Genomic DNA, 16,568 nt, shown 5'->3' on the forward strand with positions numbered 1-16,568 from the left:
GCGGTGGCGGGAGCCGCCGAGCCGGCGCGGGCCGGAGCGGTGGGCGGCGCCGGCGGCGGAGCCGGCGCCGAACGCGATCTCGTCGCGGTGCTCGCCGGCGTCCGGTTCCCCAGCGCCCCCAAGAACCCCATCGGCTCCGGGGGCTCCCATGGCGAGGACGCCCGTCGCGCCGGTCGCGCCCGCCGGGGACTCGCCCTGCGGGACGGCCTGGAAGCCGAGGGTGTCGCCCGCGGGGGCCGCGCCGAACGCGGGCTGCGGGCCGGCGACCCTGACGTCCTCGTCGCCGGGCGCGGGCGGGAAGGCCTCGGCGCCGCCGGGCCGGGGGGTCTCGGCGGAGGCCGGGGCCGCGTGCGACCACGGCTCCTCGGGGGCAAAGCTCTGTCGTTCGTCTCGCCTAGGGGACCCGGGACGGTCTCCGAACAAGGCGGTCCTTCCGACGGTCGCACGCGCATGGGCACGCGGGCGAGCTGCTTCCACCCCGGCCCGGCGGCCCGTCCGGACGGGACGGCTCCGGGCCCTGAACGGCTCTCGCCCGCACGCTTTTACAGGGGGGTGCGCTGGCGGGCGGCACCGTTCCGGGGGTGCTTACGAGGACACACAATGCCCGAGCCCGCGCCATGGTCCGCAACCGAAACGAGACGAAAGCTGCGCGTGGTGCGGTTGTCAACTCGCCGTTCGCGTCCCCGAAAACCCGCGTCGACCTGCGGGTCCTTCACCCCGAGTTGGTTGGTGTGACCTTCATCACAACTCCACGGTACGGCGTTTAAGGATCACGTTCCGTAGAGGTTTCCACAGGTTCGTCCACAGGCCGGACGGCGGCGCCCCGCCGGCCGCTCCTCGCGGAGGGCCGGCGGGGCGCCCGATGCGTCCCGTCCGCGCCGGTCAGGCGCCGACGTCGCCCAGCATGTCCGTCACCAGCGCCGCGATCGGCGACCGCTCCGACCTGGTCAGCGTCACGTGCGCGAACAGCGGATGCCCCTTCAGCTTCTCGACCACCGCGGCGACGCCGTCGTGCCGGCCGACCCGCAGGTTGTCGCGCTGCGCCACGTCGTGCGTCAGCACCACCCGCGAGCCCGCGCCGATCCGCGACAGCACGGTCAGCAGCACGCCGCGCTCCAGCGACTGGGCCTCGTCCACGATCACGAACGAGTCGTGCAGCGAGCGGCCCCGGATGTGGGTGAGCGGGAGGACCTCGAGCATGTCACGCTCCACGACCTCCTCGATGACCTCCGGGGTGGTCACCGCCGAGAGCGTGTCGTAGACGGCCTGCGCCCACGGCGACATCTTCTCGTTCTCCGACCCCGGCAGGTAGCCGAGCTCCTGCCCGCCGACCGCGTACAGCGGCCGGAACACCACGACCTTGCGGTGCCGCCGCCGCTCCATCACGGCCTCCAGGCCCGCGCACAGCGCGAGCGCCGACTTGCCCGTGCCGGCCCGCCCGCCGAGCGAGACGATCCCGACGTCCTCGTCCATCAGCAGGTCGAGGGCGATGCGCTGCTCGGCGGACCGGCCGCGCAGCCCGAACGCCTCCCGGTCGCCGCGCACCAGCTTCACCGACTTGTCGGGCAGCGTCCGGCCGAGCGCCGAGCCGCGCTCCGACAGCAGCCGCAGGCCCGTGTGGCACGGCAGGTCCCGCGCCTCCTCCAGGTCCGCGCCGCCCGTCTCGTACAGCTCCTCCAGGGCCCCGGACGGCACCTCCAGCTCGCGCATCCCGGTCCAGCCGGACTCCACCACGGCGAGCTCCGCCCGGTACTCCTCGGCGGCGAGCCCGACCGCGGACGCCTTCACCCGCATCGGCAGGTCCTTGGAGACCAGCACCACGTCGCGGCCCTCGCGGGCCAGCCACGCCGCCACCGACAGGATGCGGGTGTCGTTGTCGCCGAGCCGGAAGCCGTCCGGCAGCACGCTCGGGTCGGAGTGGTTCAGCTCGACCCGCAGCGTCCCGCCCTGGTCCCCGTTCGGCCCCTGCACCGACACGGCCTCGTCCAGCCGGCCGTGCTCCAACCGCAGGTCGTCCAGGGTGCGCAGGGCCTGCCGGGCGAAGTAGCCGAGCTCCGGGTGATGGCGCTTGGCCTCGAGCTCGGAGATGACGACGATGGGGAGCACGACCTCGTGCTCGGCGAACCGGGTCATCGCCCCCGGGTCGGCGAGCAGGACACTGGTGTCGAGGACGTACGTGCGCCGGTCCGGAACGGGCGTTCCGGCGGGGATCCCGGACTCGGGACGGCGCGGGGAGGTTGTGGCCACTCGATCTCCCTGACTATGGGGGATGTACCGGTGGCGCGACAGTCCGCCCCCGTACGGCCCATGTCCCCGGTCACGGGGCGGCCTGGGGCGGTGGTTCCTGCGTTGGAGGCGGCAGGAGGACCGTCAGGTACCGTAGCGCCGGTGCCGCGCGGCGTAGGAACGCATCGCCCGCAGGAAGTCGACCTTGCGGAAGTCCGGCCAGTGGACCTCGCAGAAGTAGAACTCCGAGTGGGCGCTCTGCCAGAGCATGAAGCCGGACAGGCGCTGCTCCCCCGAGGTGCGGATGACCAGATCCGGGTCCGGCTGGCCGCGCGTGTAGAGATGCTCGGCGATGTGCTCCACCTCGAGGCCCTCGGCGAGTTCCTCGATGCTGGTGCCACGGCTCGCCTGCTCGATGAGCAGAGAGCGCACCGCATCAGCGATCTCACGCCTACCTCCATACCCAACGGCGACGTTCACAATCAGCCCGGGAGCGCCGGATGTCGCCTCACCCGCGTCTTTCAGGACGCGGGCGGTCTTATCGGGCAGGAGGTCGAGGGCGCCGACGGGCTTGACGTGCCAGCCCTCGTCGGCGAGCTTGCGGACGGTCTTCTCGATGATCTCCAGCAGCGGGTCGAGCTCGTTGGCGGGGCGGTTCAGGTTGTCGGTGGACAGCAGCCAGAGCGTGACGTGCTCCACCCCGGCCTCGGTGCTCCACTGCAGCAGCTCGGAGATCTTGTCGGCGCCGCGCTGGTGCCCGTGGTTGACGTCGGCCAGCCCCATCGACCTGGCCCAGCGCCGGTTCCCGTCGAGGATCACGCCGACGTGGCGGGGGGTGATGTCGGTGGGCAGCGACGCCTCGACGCGGTGCTCGTACATGCGGTAGACGGCGTCGCGGACGGCCGCGTACGGCCCGCTGCGGCGGATCGCGGCGGTCAGCCGGGCGCCGGCGGACGGGTTGCGGCGCGCGCCGCCATCGCGGGCGGTGCCGCCCTTCGCGGCCTGCTCGCGCCGTGACATCCCAGTACGCCGAACCCCCATGTGGGCATCCCTTCGAGCGATCCTCCCGGACGGGAACGGACGCTCAATTATGGCCCGACGGCGACACTTTTCCCGCCGTTCCGGTGATGTCAGGCTAGCGCGCGGGCCGGGTGGCCCGGCCGTAGCGCGCCGGCCCGGCCGTCCGGTACGTCCTGGAGACGCCCGGCGTTCCGGAGACGCCCTGCATCGGGGATGTGCTCGGTATTCCGGAAGCACCCGGCATTCCGGACGCGCCCGGCGTCGCGGACGCGCCGGCCCGGTCGACGTCGGCCAGCACCGCGGCCAGGAACCGGGCGAGCTCGGCGGAGGTGAGCACGGCGCGGACGCCGCGGCCGCTCGCGCCCCACGCCTCGATCACGGCCCGGCGCGCCACCCGCCACCGTCCGGCGGCGGACTGCTGGCGCCCCACCCACATGGAGGAGGTCCGCAGCGCGCAGCGCAGCTCGCCGGTGCTGATCACGTCGCCGCGGTCGCGGTAGCGGAAGGCGAACAGCTCGGGCTCGCGGGGGCCGCCGCCGCCCGCGGGCGGGTCGGGGAAGCGGTCGTCGGGGTCGGGCCAGCGGGCCGCCTGCGGCGAGCCGTCGGCGCGGGCCGCGTCGACCCGGCGGGCGAGGTCGGCCAGGAAGTAGCCGCACCGCTCCCCCACGGCGCCGAAGCGGTCGCCGTCGCGGCGCAGCTCCAGGGTGACCTCGAACGGGGTGCCGCCGCGGTCCAGCGAGGCGACCGGCACGACGTCCAGCACCGAGCCGTCCAGGCAGCGCAGCGTCCGCACGCTCCGTCCCCCTCCCCGGCGGCGTCCCGGCGCGGCCGACCCGCGCTTTCAACGCACATTAGGCCAGGTCGGCACCATGATCACACCCTGCGGACGTCGTGATCGCGTAATGATCGCGAAGGGGCCGGTCAGGGCTTCGGGCCGGCCGCGCGGGCCCGCTCGACGTGCTCCAGGGCGCTGCGCAGCTCGCCGAGCCACTCGTCGGTGTTCTTGCCGACGAGCCGGACGCACCAGGCGAGCGCGTCGCTGCGGCTGCGCGCGACGCCGGCCTCGACGAGGGTGTCGAGGACGCGGCGCTCGGGCTGGCGGAGCCGGGTCATGACGGGCACCGACAGGGTGGTGAACATCTCCCGGTGGCCGCCGCACTCGACGCCCCAGGACACCTTGTGGCCGAAGGCGTGCTCGGCCTCGCGCGCGATGGCGATGCGCTGGTCGCGGGTCTCCTCCCGGAACCGCTGGGCGGTCCCGGCGAGCAGCGCGGACCGCTCGGTCTCCGAGAGGTCCGGCGCGGCGTCCGGCTCGGGGAGCCGGCCGACCACGCTGACCTCCTCGCGGTCGACGACGACCTCCGGCGCGCCCTCGAACCAGCCGTCGGGCAGCCGCCCGGCGAACCAGCCGCGCAGCCGGTCCGCGGCTTCAGTCGTATTCATGTAATCAAAATTACAACGCCGCGCGCGGGGTCGCCAGGCCCCGGCGCGATTGACATTCACCATCTTTTGAGAGTTACTCTCAACTCGGATGGACTCTTAATTGGAGGTGAAAGTCATGAGGGTGGGACACGAACGGCGCTGGTGGGGACTCGGCGCCCTCGCGCTCTGCATGCTGGCGCTCGGCTTCGACATGACGATCCTGAACGTCGCGCTGACCACGCTCTCGGAGAAGCTCCACGCCGGCACCAGCGAGCTCCAGTGGATCGTCGACTCCTACCTGCTGGTGTTCGCCGCGCTGCTGCTCCCGGCCGGGCTCCTCGGCGACCGCCTCGGCCGCAAGCGCACGCTGCTCGCCGGCCTCGCGATCTTCGGCGCGGCGTCCCTCGCCGGCGCCCTGTCCGGCGGCACCGGCGGCGTCATCGCGGCCCGCGCCTTCATGGGCCTCGGCGCCGCGATCGTCACGCCGCTGTCGATGTCGATGCTCCCCGCGATCTTCCCCGCCGGGGAGCGCACCCGGGCCGTCGCGGTCTGGTCCTCGGCGACCGCGCTCGGCCTGCCGCTCGGCCCGCTGCTCGGCGGCTGGCTCCTGGAGCACTACTCGTGGGGCTCGATCTTCCTGCTGAACGTGCCGATCGTGCTGGTCGGCGGCATCGCGCTCGCGCTGACCATGCCGGAGACCAGGGACCCGGCCGCCCCCAAGGCCGACGGCCCCGGCTCGCTGCTGTCGATGGGCGGCCTCGTCGCCCTGGTGTACGGGGTCATCGAGGCCCCCGTGCGCGGCTGGGGCGACCCCGTCGTGCTCGGCGTCCTCGCCCTCGCCGCCGTCCTGCTGGCCGCGTTCGTGCTGTGGGAGCGGCGCGCGCCGCACCCGATGATGGACGTCCGGCTTTTCCGCGACGCCCGGTTCAGCTGGGCGATGGTCGCCGCCATCGCCGCGAACCTGATGATGGGCGGGCTGCTGTTCGTGTTCCCGCAGTACCTGCAGGCCGTCCTCGGCAACGACGCGTTCGGCACCGGGCTGCGGCTCGTCCCGATGCTGCTCGGCCTGATGGCGGGCGGGCTCACCACCGACCGGATCGTCCCCCGCACCGGCCACAAGCCGGTCATCGTGACCGGGCTCGCCGTCCTCGCCGCCGGGCTCGGCTGGGGCGCGTTCACCGGCGCCGGGGACTCCTACGGCTCCGTCGTCCCGTGGCTGCTGCTGATCGGCCTCGGCTGCGGCCTGTCGCTCATCCCCGCGATGGACGCGCTGATGGCGGCGCTCCCCGCCGACCAGGCCGGGCGCGGGTCCGGGCTCGTCCAGACCCTCCGCCAGACCGGCGGCACCCTCGGCGTCGCCGGGCTCGGCAGCCTGCTGTCGGCCGTCTACCGGGACCGCGTCGCGACCGGGGGCCTGCCCGGCGCGGCGGCGGACGCCGCGCACGACTCCGTCGGCGGCGCCGTCGCGGTCGCCGGGAAGCTCCACGACGGCGCCCTGCTGGCCTCCGCCCGCGACGCCTACGTCCACGGGATGGACGCGGTGCTCGCCGCCTGCGCCGCCGGGTCGCTCGCCGTCGCCGTCCTCCTGCTGACCTTCCAGCCGGGCCGCCGGGGTGCGGACGTCACCGCCGATGAACCAGAATCGACGCATGAGCACGTCGCACCCTGAGCACGCCCTCGACCGCCTGGAGGAACGGCTCGCCCGGCTGCCGCTGAGGGAGCGCAAGAAGCTGAAGACCCGGAGGGCGATCCAGGACCACGCCCTCCGGCTCTTCACCGAGCAGGGCTACGACGAGACCACCGTCGAGCAGATCGCCGCCGCCGCGGAGATCTCCCCCAGCACGTTCTTCCGGTACTTCCCCACCAAGGAAGACGTCGTCGTCACCGACGAGTACGACCCGATCATGGCGGAGCTCTTCCGCCGCCAGCCGGCCGGGCTCTCCCCGATCGAGGCGCTGCGCGCCACGCTCCGCGAGATCCTGCCGCAGATGATCGCCGAGGACCTGGAGGTCGTCCGGACCCGGCTGCAGCTCACCGCGCAGGTGCCCGCGCTGCGCAGCCGCACCTTCGAGTCGATGCGCGAGGGCACCTCGGCCATGCTGAGCGAGGCGATCTCCGCGCGGGTCGGCCGCCCCGCGACCGACGGCGACGTCCAGGCGTTCACCTGGGCCGTGATCGGCGTCATGCAGGCCGCCATGTACCAGTGGATGGACGGCGGCGCCGCGCTCGAGGACATCCCCGACCTCGTCGACCACAACCTCGAGTTCCTCAGCCGCGGCTGCCCCCTGTAGTCCCGGGGGGCCGACCCCCTGGGCTCAGCCCGCCAGGCGGGCGGCCAGCTTGGGGCTGACGCGGACGGCGCCCTTGAGGTTGCGGGTGTAGACGTTCTGGATCATCACGTCGAGGCCGGTGCGCGGCGCGACGACCATCTTGCCGTCGCCGATGTACAGGGCGATGTGCGAGATGTAGCCGGGCGCGGTCGGGTCGTTGGCCCAGATCAGCATGTCGCCGGGGACGGCCTTGCTGTAGGGGATGACCCAGCCGACGCGGGCCTGGTCGGCGGCGACGCGCGGGAGGCGGATGCCGGCCCGCGCGAACGCGTACTGCATCAGCCCGGAGCAGTCGTAGCCGCCCTCGGCCTCCGACTCGCCGCCCCACACGTACGGCCAGCCGATCCGCGAGTACGCCGCCTTGATCACCGTCTGCACCTGGGCGGCGGTCATCACCTGGCCGTGCGAGGTCGGCGCGTTGCCGGACCCGGCCTTCGGGAAGTCGAGCTGCGGGTTCACCGCGACGGCCTTGGCGTGCTTCGGCAGCACCTTCTTCAGCTTCTTGATGAAGGCGGCCGGCTTGGTCTTCGGCACGCTGATCAGCATCGCGTTGCCGGTGGGCATGCCGAGGGCCTGCGCGGTGGCGTGCGAGATGACCGCGTCGACGTCGCCGATGCCCATCGTCGCGTACGCGCCGACGCGCAGGTTCGACTGGTGCTGCTTGCCGCCGACCGGCACCTGGGAGCCGAGCTTGACGCCGCCGTCGCTGCCCATCGTGAAGGAGATGGCGACGTCGCCGGCCGCGACGTTGCGCCAGAGGGCGTCGGACTGCGCGGTCGGCTTCGGCGTGTAGTTGCGGAACGTGGACGGGTCGACGCCCATCAGGCCGACGCGCTTGCCGGCGACCATGCCCTGCACGGCGTCGACGACCTCGACGCCCTTCACGCCCTTGGCGCCGCGGATCTTCGCGATGGTCGCGGCGGGCAGTGCGGACGGGGCGGCGACGAGGACGTGCGGGGTGAGGCGCTTGCCGAGGGGGGCGACGGCGCTGGGCGACAGCCGGGTGCTGCCGGACGCGGCGACGTAGCTGGCGCGCTTCTCCTGCGGTGATGGCGCGGGGTCGCCGTCGTGGCCGCGGGCGATGAGGACCGCGGTGTTGGCGGCGAGCGTGGTCAGGACCGAAACGCCGATGATCGTCGGTAGGATCCGGCGGTTCGGCTTCCGCACTGCCACGCTCCTTTTAGGTCGGCCTTCCCGGCTCCCACGACTATGACCCAGAGGAGCGGCAACCGTCCAGATACCCGGCGCACCAGCGGACACCCGCGCCCGTCATGCCCCATCGGGTCAGCCCCGTCTCCGCTACCCATTGGTAACACCATGCGGGAACGAGAGCAAGGTCACGTTGCCACAAAATGGACGGCTAATCCAATTGCCCACGTAGTTCGCGGGTCAGCTCGGCGGGGGTGGTGACGGGGAGCCGGCAGGTGAACATGCGGCACACGTAGGCGGCGGGCGCGCCGTCCACCGGCTCGCGGCCCTCCAGCAGCGGGACGCCCTCGGCCCCCGGCTCGCCGACGCTGACCACCGCGCCCGGCGCGGGCGACATCAGCGCGGTGCGGTGCAGCGCCCGGGTCCGCTCGTCGTCCCGGCCGCCGATGATCGCGATCTCCACCGGCCCGGCCGCGTGCGCCTCGGCGACCGCGAGGCCCCAGCCCGCGAACCGCGCGTGCTTCTCCGCCAGCGGCGCGACGGGGCCGAGCGCCGCCTCCGCCGCCTGCCGGTGCCAGTCCGACCCGGTCAGCGCCGCGAACGACAGCAGCGCGCCCGCCGCCGCGAACTGGCCGGACGGGGTGGCGTTGTCGGTCGGGTCCTGCGGGCGCCGGAACAGCCGCTCGGCGTCGTCGGCGGTGTCGTAGAAGCCGCCCGCCCCGTCCGCGAACCGTTCGAGGACGGTGTTCAGCAGCTCCCCCGCCAGCCGCATGTGCGCCGGGTCGCCGGTCACGCCGTGCAGCGCGAGCAGGCCCTCCGCGACGTCCGCGTAGTCCTCCAGGACGCCCGCGTTCTCGCCGGCGGCGCCGCCGCGCGACGTCCGGACGAGCCGCCCGCCGCTCTCGTGCACGCCGATGAGCAGCCGCGCGACGTCCTCGGCCGCGCGGACGAGGTCGGGCCGGTCGAACAGCGCCCCGCACTCGGCCAGCGCGGCGATGGCGAGGCCGTTCCAGGCCGCGACGACCTTGTCGTCCCGCGCCGGCGGCACCCGGTGCGCGCGGGCCTCCAGCAGCAGCGTCCGGACGCGCTCGTACCGCTCGGGATCGTCCGGGTCGCGGAGGAGCTGGAGCACCGACGTGCCGTGCTCGAACGTGCCCGTCACCTCGAACACACGCTCGGCGTACGCGCCGTCGTCCTCGCCGAGCACCTCGCGCAGCTGCTCGGGCGTCCAGACGTAGTACTTGCCCTCGACGCCCTCGCTGTCGGCGTCCAGCGCCGACGCCAGTCCGCCTTCGGGCGTCCACAGGTCGCGGAGCATCCAGTCGCAGGTCTCCAGCGCGACGCGCCGCGCGAACGGCGACCCCGTCAGCCGCCACCAGTGCGCGTACACGCGGGCCAGCAGCGCGTTGTCGTAGAGCATCTTCTCGAAATGCGGGACGACCCACTGCGCGTCCACCGAGTACCGCGCGAACCCGCCGCCGAGCTGGTCGTACATCCCGCCGCGGGCCATCGCCTCCAGCGTGTGCCCGGCCATCGCGAGGGCCTCCGCGTCGCCGGTGCGGGCGTGGTGGCGCAGCAGGAACTCCAGCGCCATCGACGGCGGGAACTTCGGCGCGCCGCCGAACCCGCCGCGCGCCGCGTCGTAGGACTGCGCCAGCACCTTCACGGCGTGCGCGAGGCGCTCCGGGCCCGGCACCTCGCCGCCCGCGAGGCCCGTCCCGCGCGACGTCAGCGCTGCGACGACCTGCTGCCCCTGCCCGACGACCTCGTCGCGCTGCTCCGTCCACGCCTTGTGGACGGCTTCCAGCAGCGTTTGGAACTGCTGCCGCGGGAAGTACGTTCCGCAGTAGAACGGGTGCCCGTCGGGCGTCATGAACACGGTCATCGGCCAACCGCCCTGACCGGTCATCGCCTGCGTGGCCTCCATGTAGACCGCGTCGATGTCGGGGCGTTCCTCCCGGTCCACCTTGACGTTCACGAACATCTCGTTCATGAGCCGCGCGGTCTCGCCGTCCTCGAAGGACTGGTGCGCCATCACATGGCACCAATGACAAGCGGCATATCCAACAGAAAGGAGCACCGGGACATCTCGCCGGCGCGCCTCGGCGAACGCCCCGGCGCTCCACTCCCACCAGTCGACCGGGTTGCCGGCATGCTGCAGCAGGTACGGGCTGGTGGCGTCCTTGAGCCGGTTCATGCCCCCGATCCTGCCCGATCCGGCGGCCGGTTCACGGCCCGGGCGGACCCGTTTCCGCGGGTTGCCTTCGAGCTCGCCGCCCCTATGATGACGTCCCCGACGACCGTGTCCGTCCGCGGACGGACCGTGACCTCGACACGCGCAAGAACTTCGACTCGTGTCCCTCGCTCCCGCACACGATGAAGTTGGAGCTTCACCATGACCGAAACCCGGCCCCCGCTCCCCGCCTCCCTCGACGACGTCGACGGCTGGTTCCCCAAGGTCGACCAGCGGCTGTTCACCTGGTTCCTGGAGCGCCAGGAGCGCCTCGGCCAGCCCGGCGACCTCGTCGAGCTCGGCTCCTACCTCGGCAAGAGCGCCATCCTCATGGGGCGCCACCTGCACGACGGCGAGACGTTCACCGTCTGCGACCTGTTCGACTCGCAGGCCCCCGACGCGTCCAACCAGGCCGAGATGGACGGCTCGTACTCCACCCTCACCCGCGCCGCGTTCGAGGCGAACTACCACGCCTTCCACGACGGCCTCCCCGAGATCGTGCAGGCGCCGACCTCCGCGATCCTCGACCACGTCCGGCCGGAGAGCTGCCGGTTCGTGCACGTCGACGCGTCCCACCTGTACGAGCACGTGCGCGGCGACATCCAGGCCGCGCACGTCATGCTCCCCGCCGAGGGCGTCGTCGCCTGCGACGACTACCGCTCCGAGCACACCCCCGGCGTCTCCGCCGCCGTCTGGGAGGCGGTGGCCGTCGAGGGCCTGCACGCGGTCTGCGTCACCCCGCAGAAGTTCTACGGGACGTGGGGCGATGTGAAGGAGGTCCAGGACGAGCTGCTGGAGTGGCTCGGCGACCAGGACGACCTCTGGCACGAGGTGCAGCAGGTCGCCGGGCGGCGGCTGCTGCGCGTCAAGGGCAGGCCCGCCCCGAAGGCCCCGAAGAAGGACCGGGTGCGCGAGCTGAAGGAGCGCCTCGCCCGCGCCGAGGACCAGCGGTCCCGCGCGCAGCACGAACTCGACTCCGTCCGCAACTCGGTCAGCTTCCGGGTCGGCCGGGCCGCGACCGCGCTGCCGAGGGCGATGCGCCGCCGGCACCCGCACTAGCGGCCGGTCAGCCGTCCAGCGCCGCGAGCGCGGTCTCGATCGCGCGGTGGAAGGTGGGATAGGCGTAGATCATCTCGCGGAGGGCGGCGGTGGGGGCCTCGGTGTGCACGGCCACGGCCAGCGCGCCGAGGACCTCGCCGCCGGCCGGCCCCATCGCGGTCGCGCCGACCAGCACGCCCCACTCGGTGCTCTCGACGAGCTTGATGAAGCCGTCGTTGCCGACCTTCTGGATCCAGCCGCGCGTCGACTCCGGGATCGGCGCGGTCCCGGTGCGGACCGGCAGGTTCTGGTCGCGGGCCTGCGCCTCGGTGAGCCCGACCGACGCGATCTCGGGGTCGGTGAACGTCACCCGCGGCACGGCCCGGTAGGCGGCCTGCGGCCCCTCCTCGCCGAGGATGTCGCGGACCGCGACGGACGCCTGGTACATCGACACGTGCGTGAACGCGCCCTTGCCGGTGATGTCGCCGATCGCCCAGACGCCGTCGGCGGCGCGCATGTGGCCGTCCACGTCGATCTGCCGCGCGTTCTCGTCCAGGCCGACGGCGTCCAGGCCGAGGCCCTTCAGGTTGGGGCGGCGGCCCGTCGCGACGAGCAGCCGGTCGGCGGTCAGGGTCTCCTCGCCGAGGTGCAGGTGGAACTCGCCGTTCGCGTACGACGCGCCGGTGACCTTCGCGTCCGTCCGCACGCCGATGCCCTCGCGCTCGAACACCTGCCGCAGCAGCTCGCTCGACTCCGGCTCCTCGTTCACCACGAGCCGGTCGCCGGCCTCGACGACCGTGACGCGGCTGTCGAAGCGCGAGAAGACCTGCGCCATCTCCACCCCGACGACGCCGCCGCCCAGCACCAGCAGCGACTCCGGCACCTCGGTGGCCTGCACGGCCTCCCGGTTCGTCCAGAACGGGACGTCCGCGAGCCCGTCGACCGGCGGCGCCGACGGCGCCGTTCCGGTGTTGAGCAGGATGCCGCGGCGGGCCCGGAACACCCGGTCGCCGACCGTCACCTCGCGGGGCCCGGTGATGCGGCCCTCCCCGCGCACGAGCTGCGCGCCCTTGCCGGTGAGGCGGTCCGCGGCGGCGGTGTCGGTCCACGAGTCGGTCGCCTCGTCGCAGATCCGGGCGGCCACCGGCGCCCAGTCCGGCCGGATGATCGAGTCGCCCGCCATCCCGGGGATGCGGGTGCCGTCCGCGATCAGCCCCGCGGCGCGCACCATCATCTTCGTCGGGACGCACGCGTAGTACGGGCACTCCCCGCCGACCAGCCGGGACTCCACGGCCGCCACGGACAGGCCCGCCTCGGCCAGCCGGCCCGCCGCGTCCTCCCCGCCGGGCCCGAGACCGATGACGACGACATCGACTTCTTCAGCCATGCCCGGAGTCCTGCCCATGTTGGGCCGGGGTCTCACTGTGACGGGCGAGGTTTTGCGGCCCGCCGGGGCGGCAGCGGGATCCGGTCCAGGTCGTGGACGAGCGTGATCGCACCGCCGAACGCGGCGGCGGCCTCGTCCTCGAAGCGGTGCTCGTCCTCGGCGCGGTAGCGCTCGGAGAAGTGCGTGAGGACGAGGTGCCGGGCGCCGGCCTCGGCCGCGACCCGGCCCGCCTGCCCCGCCGTGAGGTGCCCGAACCTCGCGGCGAGCGGGGAGTCCTCGTCCAGGAACGTCGACTCGATCACCAGCATGTCGACGCCGTCGGCGAGGTCGCGGACGCCGTCGCAGCGGCGGGTGTCCATGATGAAGGCGACCTTCTGCCCCGGGCGCCGCGTGCTGCACTCCTCCAGGGCGACGGTCGTGCCGTCCGGCGCGGTCACCCGTCCGCGCTCCTGGAGCTCGCGGACGAGCGGCCCCCGCACGCCCTTCGCGGCGAGCCGGTCCGGCAGCATCGTCACGCCGTCCGGCTCCTCGATCCGGTACCCGTACGCCTCCACCGGGTGCGACAACCGCCGCGCGACCAGCGAGAACGGCGCGTCGTCCAGGTCCAGCGCGGTCCGCTCCCCCGACACCGGCCACTCGCGGACGACCTCGGTGTCGTGGAACGCCGACGCGTACCGCAGCCGCTCCCAGTACTGCGCGCCGCTCGCCGGGAACACCGCGTTGACCGGGTGCTCCACGCCGTCGCGCGCGATCCGCTGCACGATGCCGGGCACGCCGAGGCAGTGGTCGCCGTGGAAGTGCGTCACGCAGATCCACGTCACGTCGTTCGCGGCGACCCCGGCGTGCGCCATCTGCCGCTGCGTCCCCTCGCCCGGGTCGAACAGCAGCCCCTGCCCGTCCCAGCGCAGCAGGTACCCGTTGTGGTTGCGGGCCTTGGTGGGCACCGCGCTGGCGGAGCCGAGGACGATCAGATCGCGAACCGACATCCCCCCATGGTGCCGGGTGAGGGCACATGCAAGCGCTTGGTTATTCTGACCGCGTCCTGGACCGATGCGAGCAAGGGAGAGCCGCGTGGCCGGAAGCAAGCGTGACAAGATCAAGATGACCGACGACGAGGTCGCCGCCTACCTCGCGGGCAACTTCAAGGTCCAGGTCGCCACCGTCGGCAAGAACGGCGAGCCGCACCTCGTCACCATGTTCTACGCGCTGCTCGACGGCAAGATCGCGTTCACCACGTACCACTCGTCGCAGAAGGTCGTGAACCTGCGCCGCAACCCCACGATGACCTGCCTCGTCGAGGACGGCGTCGAGTACAACGAGCTGCGCGGCGTCGCGCTGTACGGCCGCGGACTGGTCATCGAGGACCGCGACGAGCTGCACAAGGTCGGCTACGTCGTCGGCTCCCGCATGGCGGGGCTGCCCGTGCCCGAGATCGGCGAGCCCATCGACCCCGGCATGGCCGTCGGCATCGAGCAGGCGATGTCCAAGCGCGTCCTCGTCGTCATGGACCCCGACACCGTCGTCAGCTGGGACCATCGGAAGGCGTGAGCCCCTCCCGCCGGCGCGCCGCGGCGTCCGCCTTCGCGGCCTCGACCTGGCCGTAGAGGGCGATCGCGCGGTCGAGGGCGGCGCCCTCCGCCGCGGCGTCGCCGCGCTGCCGCGCCGCGTCCGCGAGATGCACGAACGCGTCGCCCTCCCGCTCCGGGGCCTCCTCCGCCCGGACGATCTCCAGCGCCTGCCCGAAGAAGTTCGTCGCCGCGACGGGCCGCCCCGCCCGCAGGTACGCCTCACCGAGCGTGGTCAGGGCGCGGGCCCGGTCGTGGTCGTCGGAAAGCGCGGCGAACTCGTCCGGCAGCGAGCCCAGCAGCCCGATGGCGCGGTCGAGGGCGCCCGTCTCCATCAGCGCGCGGCCGAGGTTGTGCCGCGCGAGCAGCACCGTGCGGCGGTCGCCGTCGCGCTCGGCGAGCCGCAGCCCCTCCTCCAGCGCCTCGGCGGCCTCCGCCCAGCGCTCCCGGTGCAGCAGCGCCAGGCCCTCCGCCTCCAGCTCGGCCTCTCCCGTGGCGGTGCCGGCGAGGTAGTGGTCCAGGACGCGGTGCAGCGCCGCGTCCCGCTCCTCCTCGGTCTCCTCGCGGGCGGCCCATTCCCGCGCGTAGTCGCGGACGGGCCCCGGCAGCCGGTACCCGCCGCCGCCCGCGTCGGCGACGAGACCGCCGCCGGCGAGCGTCCCCAGCAGGTCGCGGGCGCCGTCCTCCGGGACCCCGGCGAGGACGGCGGCCGCGGCGACGCCGAAGTCGTCGCCGGGCTGCAGGCCCAGCAGCCGGAGCAGCCGGGCGGCGTCCGGCGGGAGCGCCCGGTAGGACTCCTCGAATTTCGCGCGCACGTCCGGGTCCTTCCCCCGACGCGGCGGACCGGAACCGGGCGGCTCAGCGTCCCGCGGGCGCCTCGCCGGTCCCGGCGGGCTCCGCAGGCTCGGCGGGCTCGGCGGGCTCGGCGGGCTCGGCGGGCTCGGTGAACGCGCCGGCCTCGGCAGGCTCGGCGGTCTCGCCGAACGGGACGGGCCGCGTCCCCGGGACGCTGAGGACGCCGAGGTCGCGGCGGTACAGCCGGTAGGCGCGCACGTCCCACAGCGCGAGGGCGGCGACCACGACCGTCGTACAGATGTGCAGGGTCAGCGGGTTCAGCGCGGGCGAGATCGCCGCTAGCCCCGCGAGCGCGACCAGCGCGGTGAGGCGCGCCCGGGTGAACTCGCCGAAGACGGCCCGCTTGAACAGGGCGTGCCCGAACACGAACAGGGCCGGGCCGCCGGCCGCGACGGCCGCGAAACCGGCCGTCATGTGCCCGCCGGGATGCGCCATCACCATCTCGTCCGCGACGGCGCCGACGATGATGCCCGCGACCATCACGATGTGGATGAAGGTGTAGGCGGACCGGCCCAGCCGTCCCGGGTCCGGGGACCCGGCGATCCGCTCGGCGGCCTTCTCCGCCGTGTGGTCGAAGTAGATCCACCACAGCGCGACGGCGCCGGCGAACGCCGACACGAACCCCGCCGCGACCCCCGCGCCCGGCGTGTGACCGCCCAGCGTCGCGCCCGTGACCAGCACCGACTCGCCCAGCGCGATGATCACGAACAGCTGGCAGCGCTCGGCCATGTGGCCGCCGTCGATGGTCCAGTCGGCCGTGCTGGACCGGCCCAGCAGCGGCGTCGTGTACCCGTGCCACGGGGCCAGGTACTCCAGGACGACGGCGAGCACCCACAGCCCGGCGCGGACGTCCGCCGCGTCCACGAGGGCGCCGCCGATCCACAGCACGGCCGACACCGCCTGCCAGAACAGGACGCGCTGGAAGTTGCGGCCGAGCTCGTGCGCCCAGGTGGCGGCGACGACGAAGACGGTCCGGCCGACCTGGATGGCCACGTAGGCGGCAGCGAACCACACCCCGCCGGAGCCGAACGCGCCGGGCAGCATCGCCGCCATGAACAGCTCGGCGACCATCACGCCGACCAGCACCAGCCGGACCGCCGGATGGTCCGGGTCGAACCAGTTCGTGGTCCAGCACGTGTACATCCACGCCCACCAGACCGCGAGCAGGAGCAGCAGCGTCTCGGCGGCGCCGCGGGCGGTCAGGTGCTCCAGCAGCCGGTGCGACAGCTGGGTCACCGCGAAGACGAAGACCAGGTCGAAGAAGAGCTCGAAGAAGGTCACCCGCGCCGCGCCGCCGCGCGACCGCAGCAGGGCGTCCGCCCTGGACGGCCGGCGGGCGGGCA

Annotated in this window: 14 protein-coding genes and 1 pseudogene; 4 read left to right on the top strand and 11 right to left on the bottom strand. The window is 73.6% G+C overall.

The window, feature by feature from the left end; all coding sequences use genetic code 11:
- The 5 genes and pseudogenes from F9B16_RS40525 to F9B16_RS40545 form a co-directional block, all read right to left on the bottom strand.
- Positions 1-423: pseudogene (locus F9B16_RS40525) on the bottom strand (hypothetical protein); the annotation flags it as partial.
- A 459-nt stretch (positions 424-882) separates the two neighbouring features.
- Entirely contained in the window at positions 883-2,211 is a 1,329-nt protein-coding gene (locus tag F9B16_RS40530; protein ID WP_151545584.1) for a PhoH family protein, read from the bottom strand.
- Positions 2,212-2,370: 159 nt separating this feature from the next.
- Entirely contained in the window at positions 2,371-3,246 is an 876-nt protein-coding gene (locus F9B16_RS40535; protein ID WP_225992372.1) for an isoprenyl transferase, read from the bottom strand.
- Between the two features lie 115 nt (positions 3,247-3,361).
- The gene (locus tag F9B16_RS40540; RefSeq protein WP_225992373.1) at positions 3,362-4,039 is read right to left on the bottom strand and encodes a hypothetical protein; all 678 of its coding nucleotides are present in this window, start codon (positions 4,037-4,039) and stop codon (positions 3,362-3,364) included.
- 128 nt (positions 4,040-4,167) lie between these two features.
- Positions 4,168-4,689: a hypothetical protein gene (locus F9B16_RS40545; RefSeq protein ID WP_151545576.1), complete on the bottom strand. Its 522-nt coding sequence runs from the start codon at positions 4,687-4,689 to the stop codon at positions 4,168-4,170.
- A 115-nt stretch (positions 4,690-4,804) separates the two neighbouring features.
- On the opposite strand from F9B16_RS40545, the gene F9B16_RS40550 reads away from it, so the two are divergent.
- Both F9B16_RS40550 and F9B16_RS40555 read left to right on the top strand, forming a co-directional pair.
- The gene (locus F9B16_RS40550) at positions 4,805-6,337 is read left to right on the top strand and encodes an MFS transporter (RefSeq protein ID WP_225992374.1); all 1,533 of its coding nucleotides are present in this window, start codon (positions 4,805-4,807) and stop codon (positions 6,335-6,337) included.
- The gene (locus F9B16_RS40555; protein WP_151545577.1) at positions 6,318-6,959 is read left to right on the top strand and encodes an acyl-CoA-like ligand-binding transcription factor; all 642 of its coding nucleotides are present in this window, start codon (positions 6,318-6,320) and stop codon (positions 6,957-6,959) included. The genes F9B16_RS40550 and F9B16_RS40555 overlap by 20 nt, the downstream gene beginning before the upstream one ends.
- Before the next feature lie 24 nt (positions 6,960-6,983).
- Here F9B16_RS40555 and F9B16_RS40560 read toward each other — a convergent pair whose 3' ends face one another.
- Together F9B16_RS40560 and F9B16_RS40565 are read right to left on the bottom strand one after the other, a co-directional pair.
- Complete coding sequence (locus tag F9B16_RS40560) at positions 6,984-8,165, bottom strand: C40 family peptidase (protein ID WP_151545578.1); 1,182 nt, start codon at positions 8,163-8,165, stop codon at positions 6,984-6,986.
- Between the two features lie 193 nt (positions 8,166-8,358).
- Positions 8,359-10,344 carry a thioredoxin domain-containing protein gene (locus tag F9B16_RS40565; RefSeq protein ID WP_151545579.1) on the bottom strand — a complete coding sequence of 662 codons (1,986 nt, stop codon included), beginning with the start codon at positions 10,342-10,344 and terminating at the stop codon, positions 8,359-8,361.
- 198 nt (positions 10,345-10,542) lie between these two features.
- Here F9B16_RS40565 and F9B16_RS40570 point away from each other — a divergent pair, with 198 nt between their 5' ends.
- The gene (locus tag F9B16_RS40570) at positions 10,543-11,439 is read left to right on the top strand and encodes a class I SAM-dependent methyltransferase (protein WP_225992375.1); all 897 of its coding nucleotides are present in this window, start codon (positions 10,543-10,545) and stop codon (positions 11,437-11,439) included.
- Positions 11,440-11,446: 7 nt separating this feature from the next.
- On the opposite strand, the gene F9B16_RS40575 is transcribed toward F9B16_RS40570, so the two are convergent.
- Together F9B16_RS40575 and F9B16_RS40580 are read right to left on the bottom strand one after the other, a co-directional pair.
- A complete protein-coding gene (locus F9B16_RS40575; RefSeq protein ID WP_151545580.1) occupies positions 11,447-12,805 on the bottom strand; it encodes a dihydrolipoyl dehydrogenase family protein in 1,359 nt (452 codons plus the stop codon).
- Positions 12,806-12,837: 32 nt separating this feature from the next.
- Positions 12,838-13,791, bottom strand: coding sequence for a ribonuclease Z (locus tag F9B16_RS40580; RefSeq protein ID WP_151545581.1), 954 nt, complete (start codon positions 13,789-13,791; stop codon positions 12,838-12,840).
- Positions 13,792-13,876: 85 nt separating this feature from the next.
- Between F9B16_RS40580 and F9B16_RS40585 the strand changes: the two genes are divergently transcribed.
- A complete protein-coding gene (locus tag F9B16_RS40585) occupies positions 13,877-14,353 on the top strand; it encodes a pyridoxamine 5'-phosphate oxidase family protein (RefSeq protein ID WP_151545582.1) in 477 nt (158 codons plus the stop codon).
- Here the strand turns inward: F9B16_RS40585 and F9B16_RS40590 are convergent.
- On the bottom strand, positions 14,328-15,185 hold the full coding sequence (locus tag F9B16_RS40590) for a tetratricopeptide repeat protein (protein WP_151545583.1): 858 nt from the start codon (positions 15,183-15,185) through the stop codon (positions 14,328-14,330). The two genes, F9B16_RS40585 and F9B16_RS40590, sit on opposite strands and share 26 nt — an antisense overlap.
- A gap of 43 nt (positions 15,186-15,228) precedes the next feature.
- Positions 15,229-16,568 (bottom strand): low temperature requirement protein A (locus F9B16_RS40595; protein WP_318839288.1); only part of this gene is annotated, 1,340 nt, incomplete at its 5' end.

The organism is Actinomadura montaniterrae (assembly GCF_008923365.1).
GTDB lineage: Bacteria > Actinomycetota > Actinomycetes > Streptosporangiales > Streptosporangiaceae > Spirillospora > Spirillospora montaniterrae.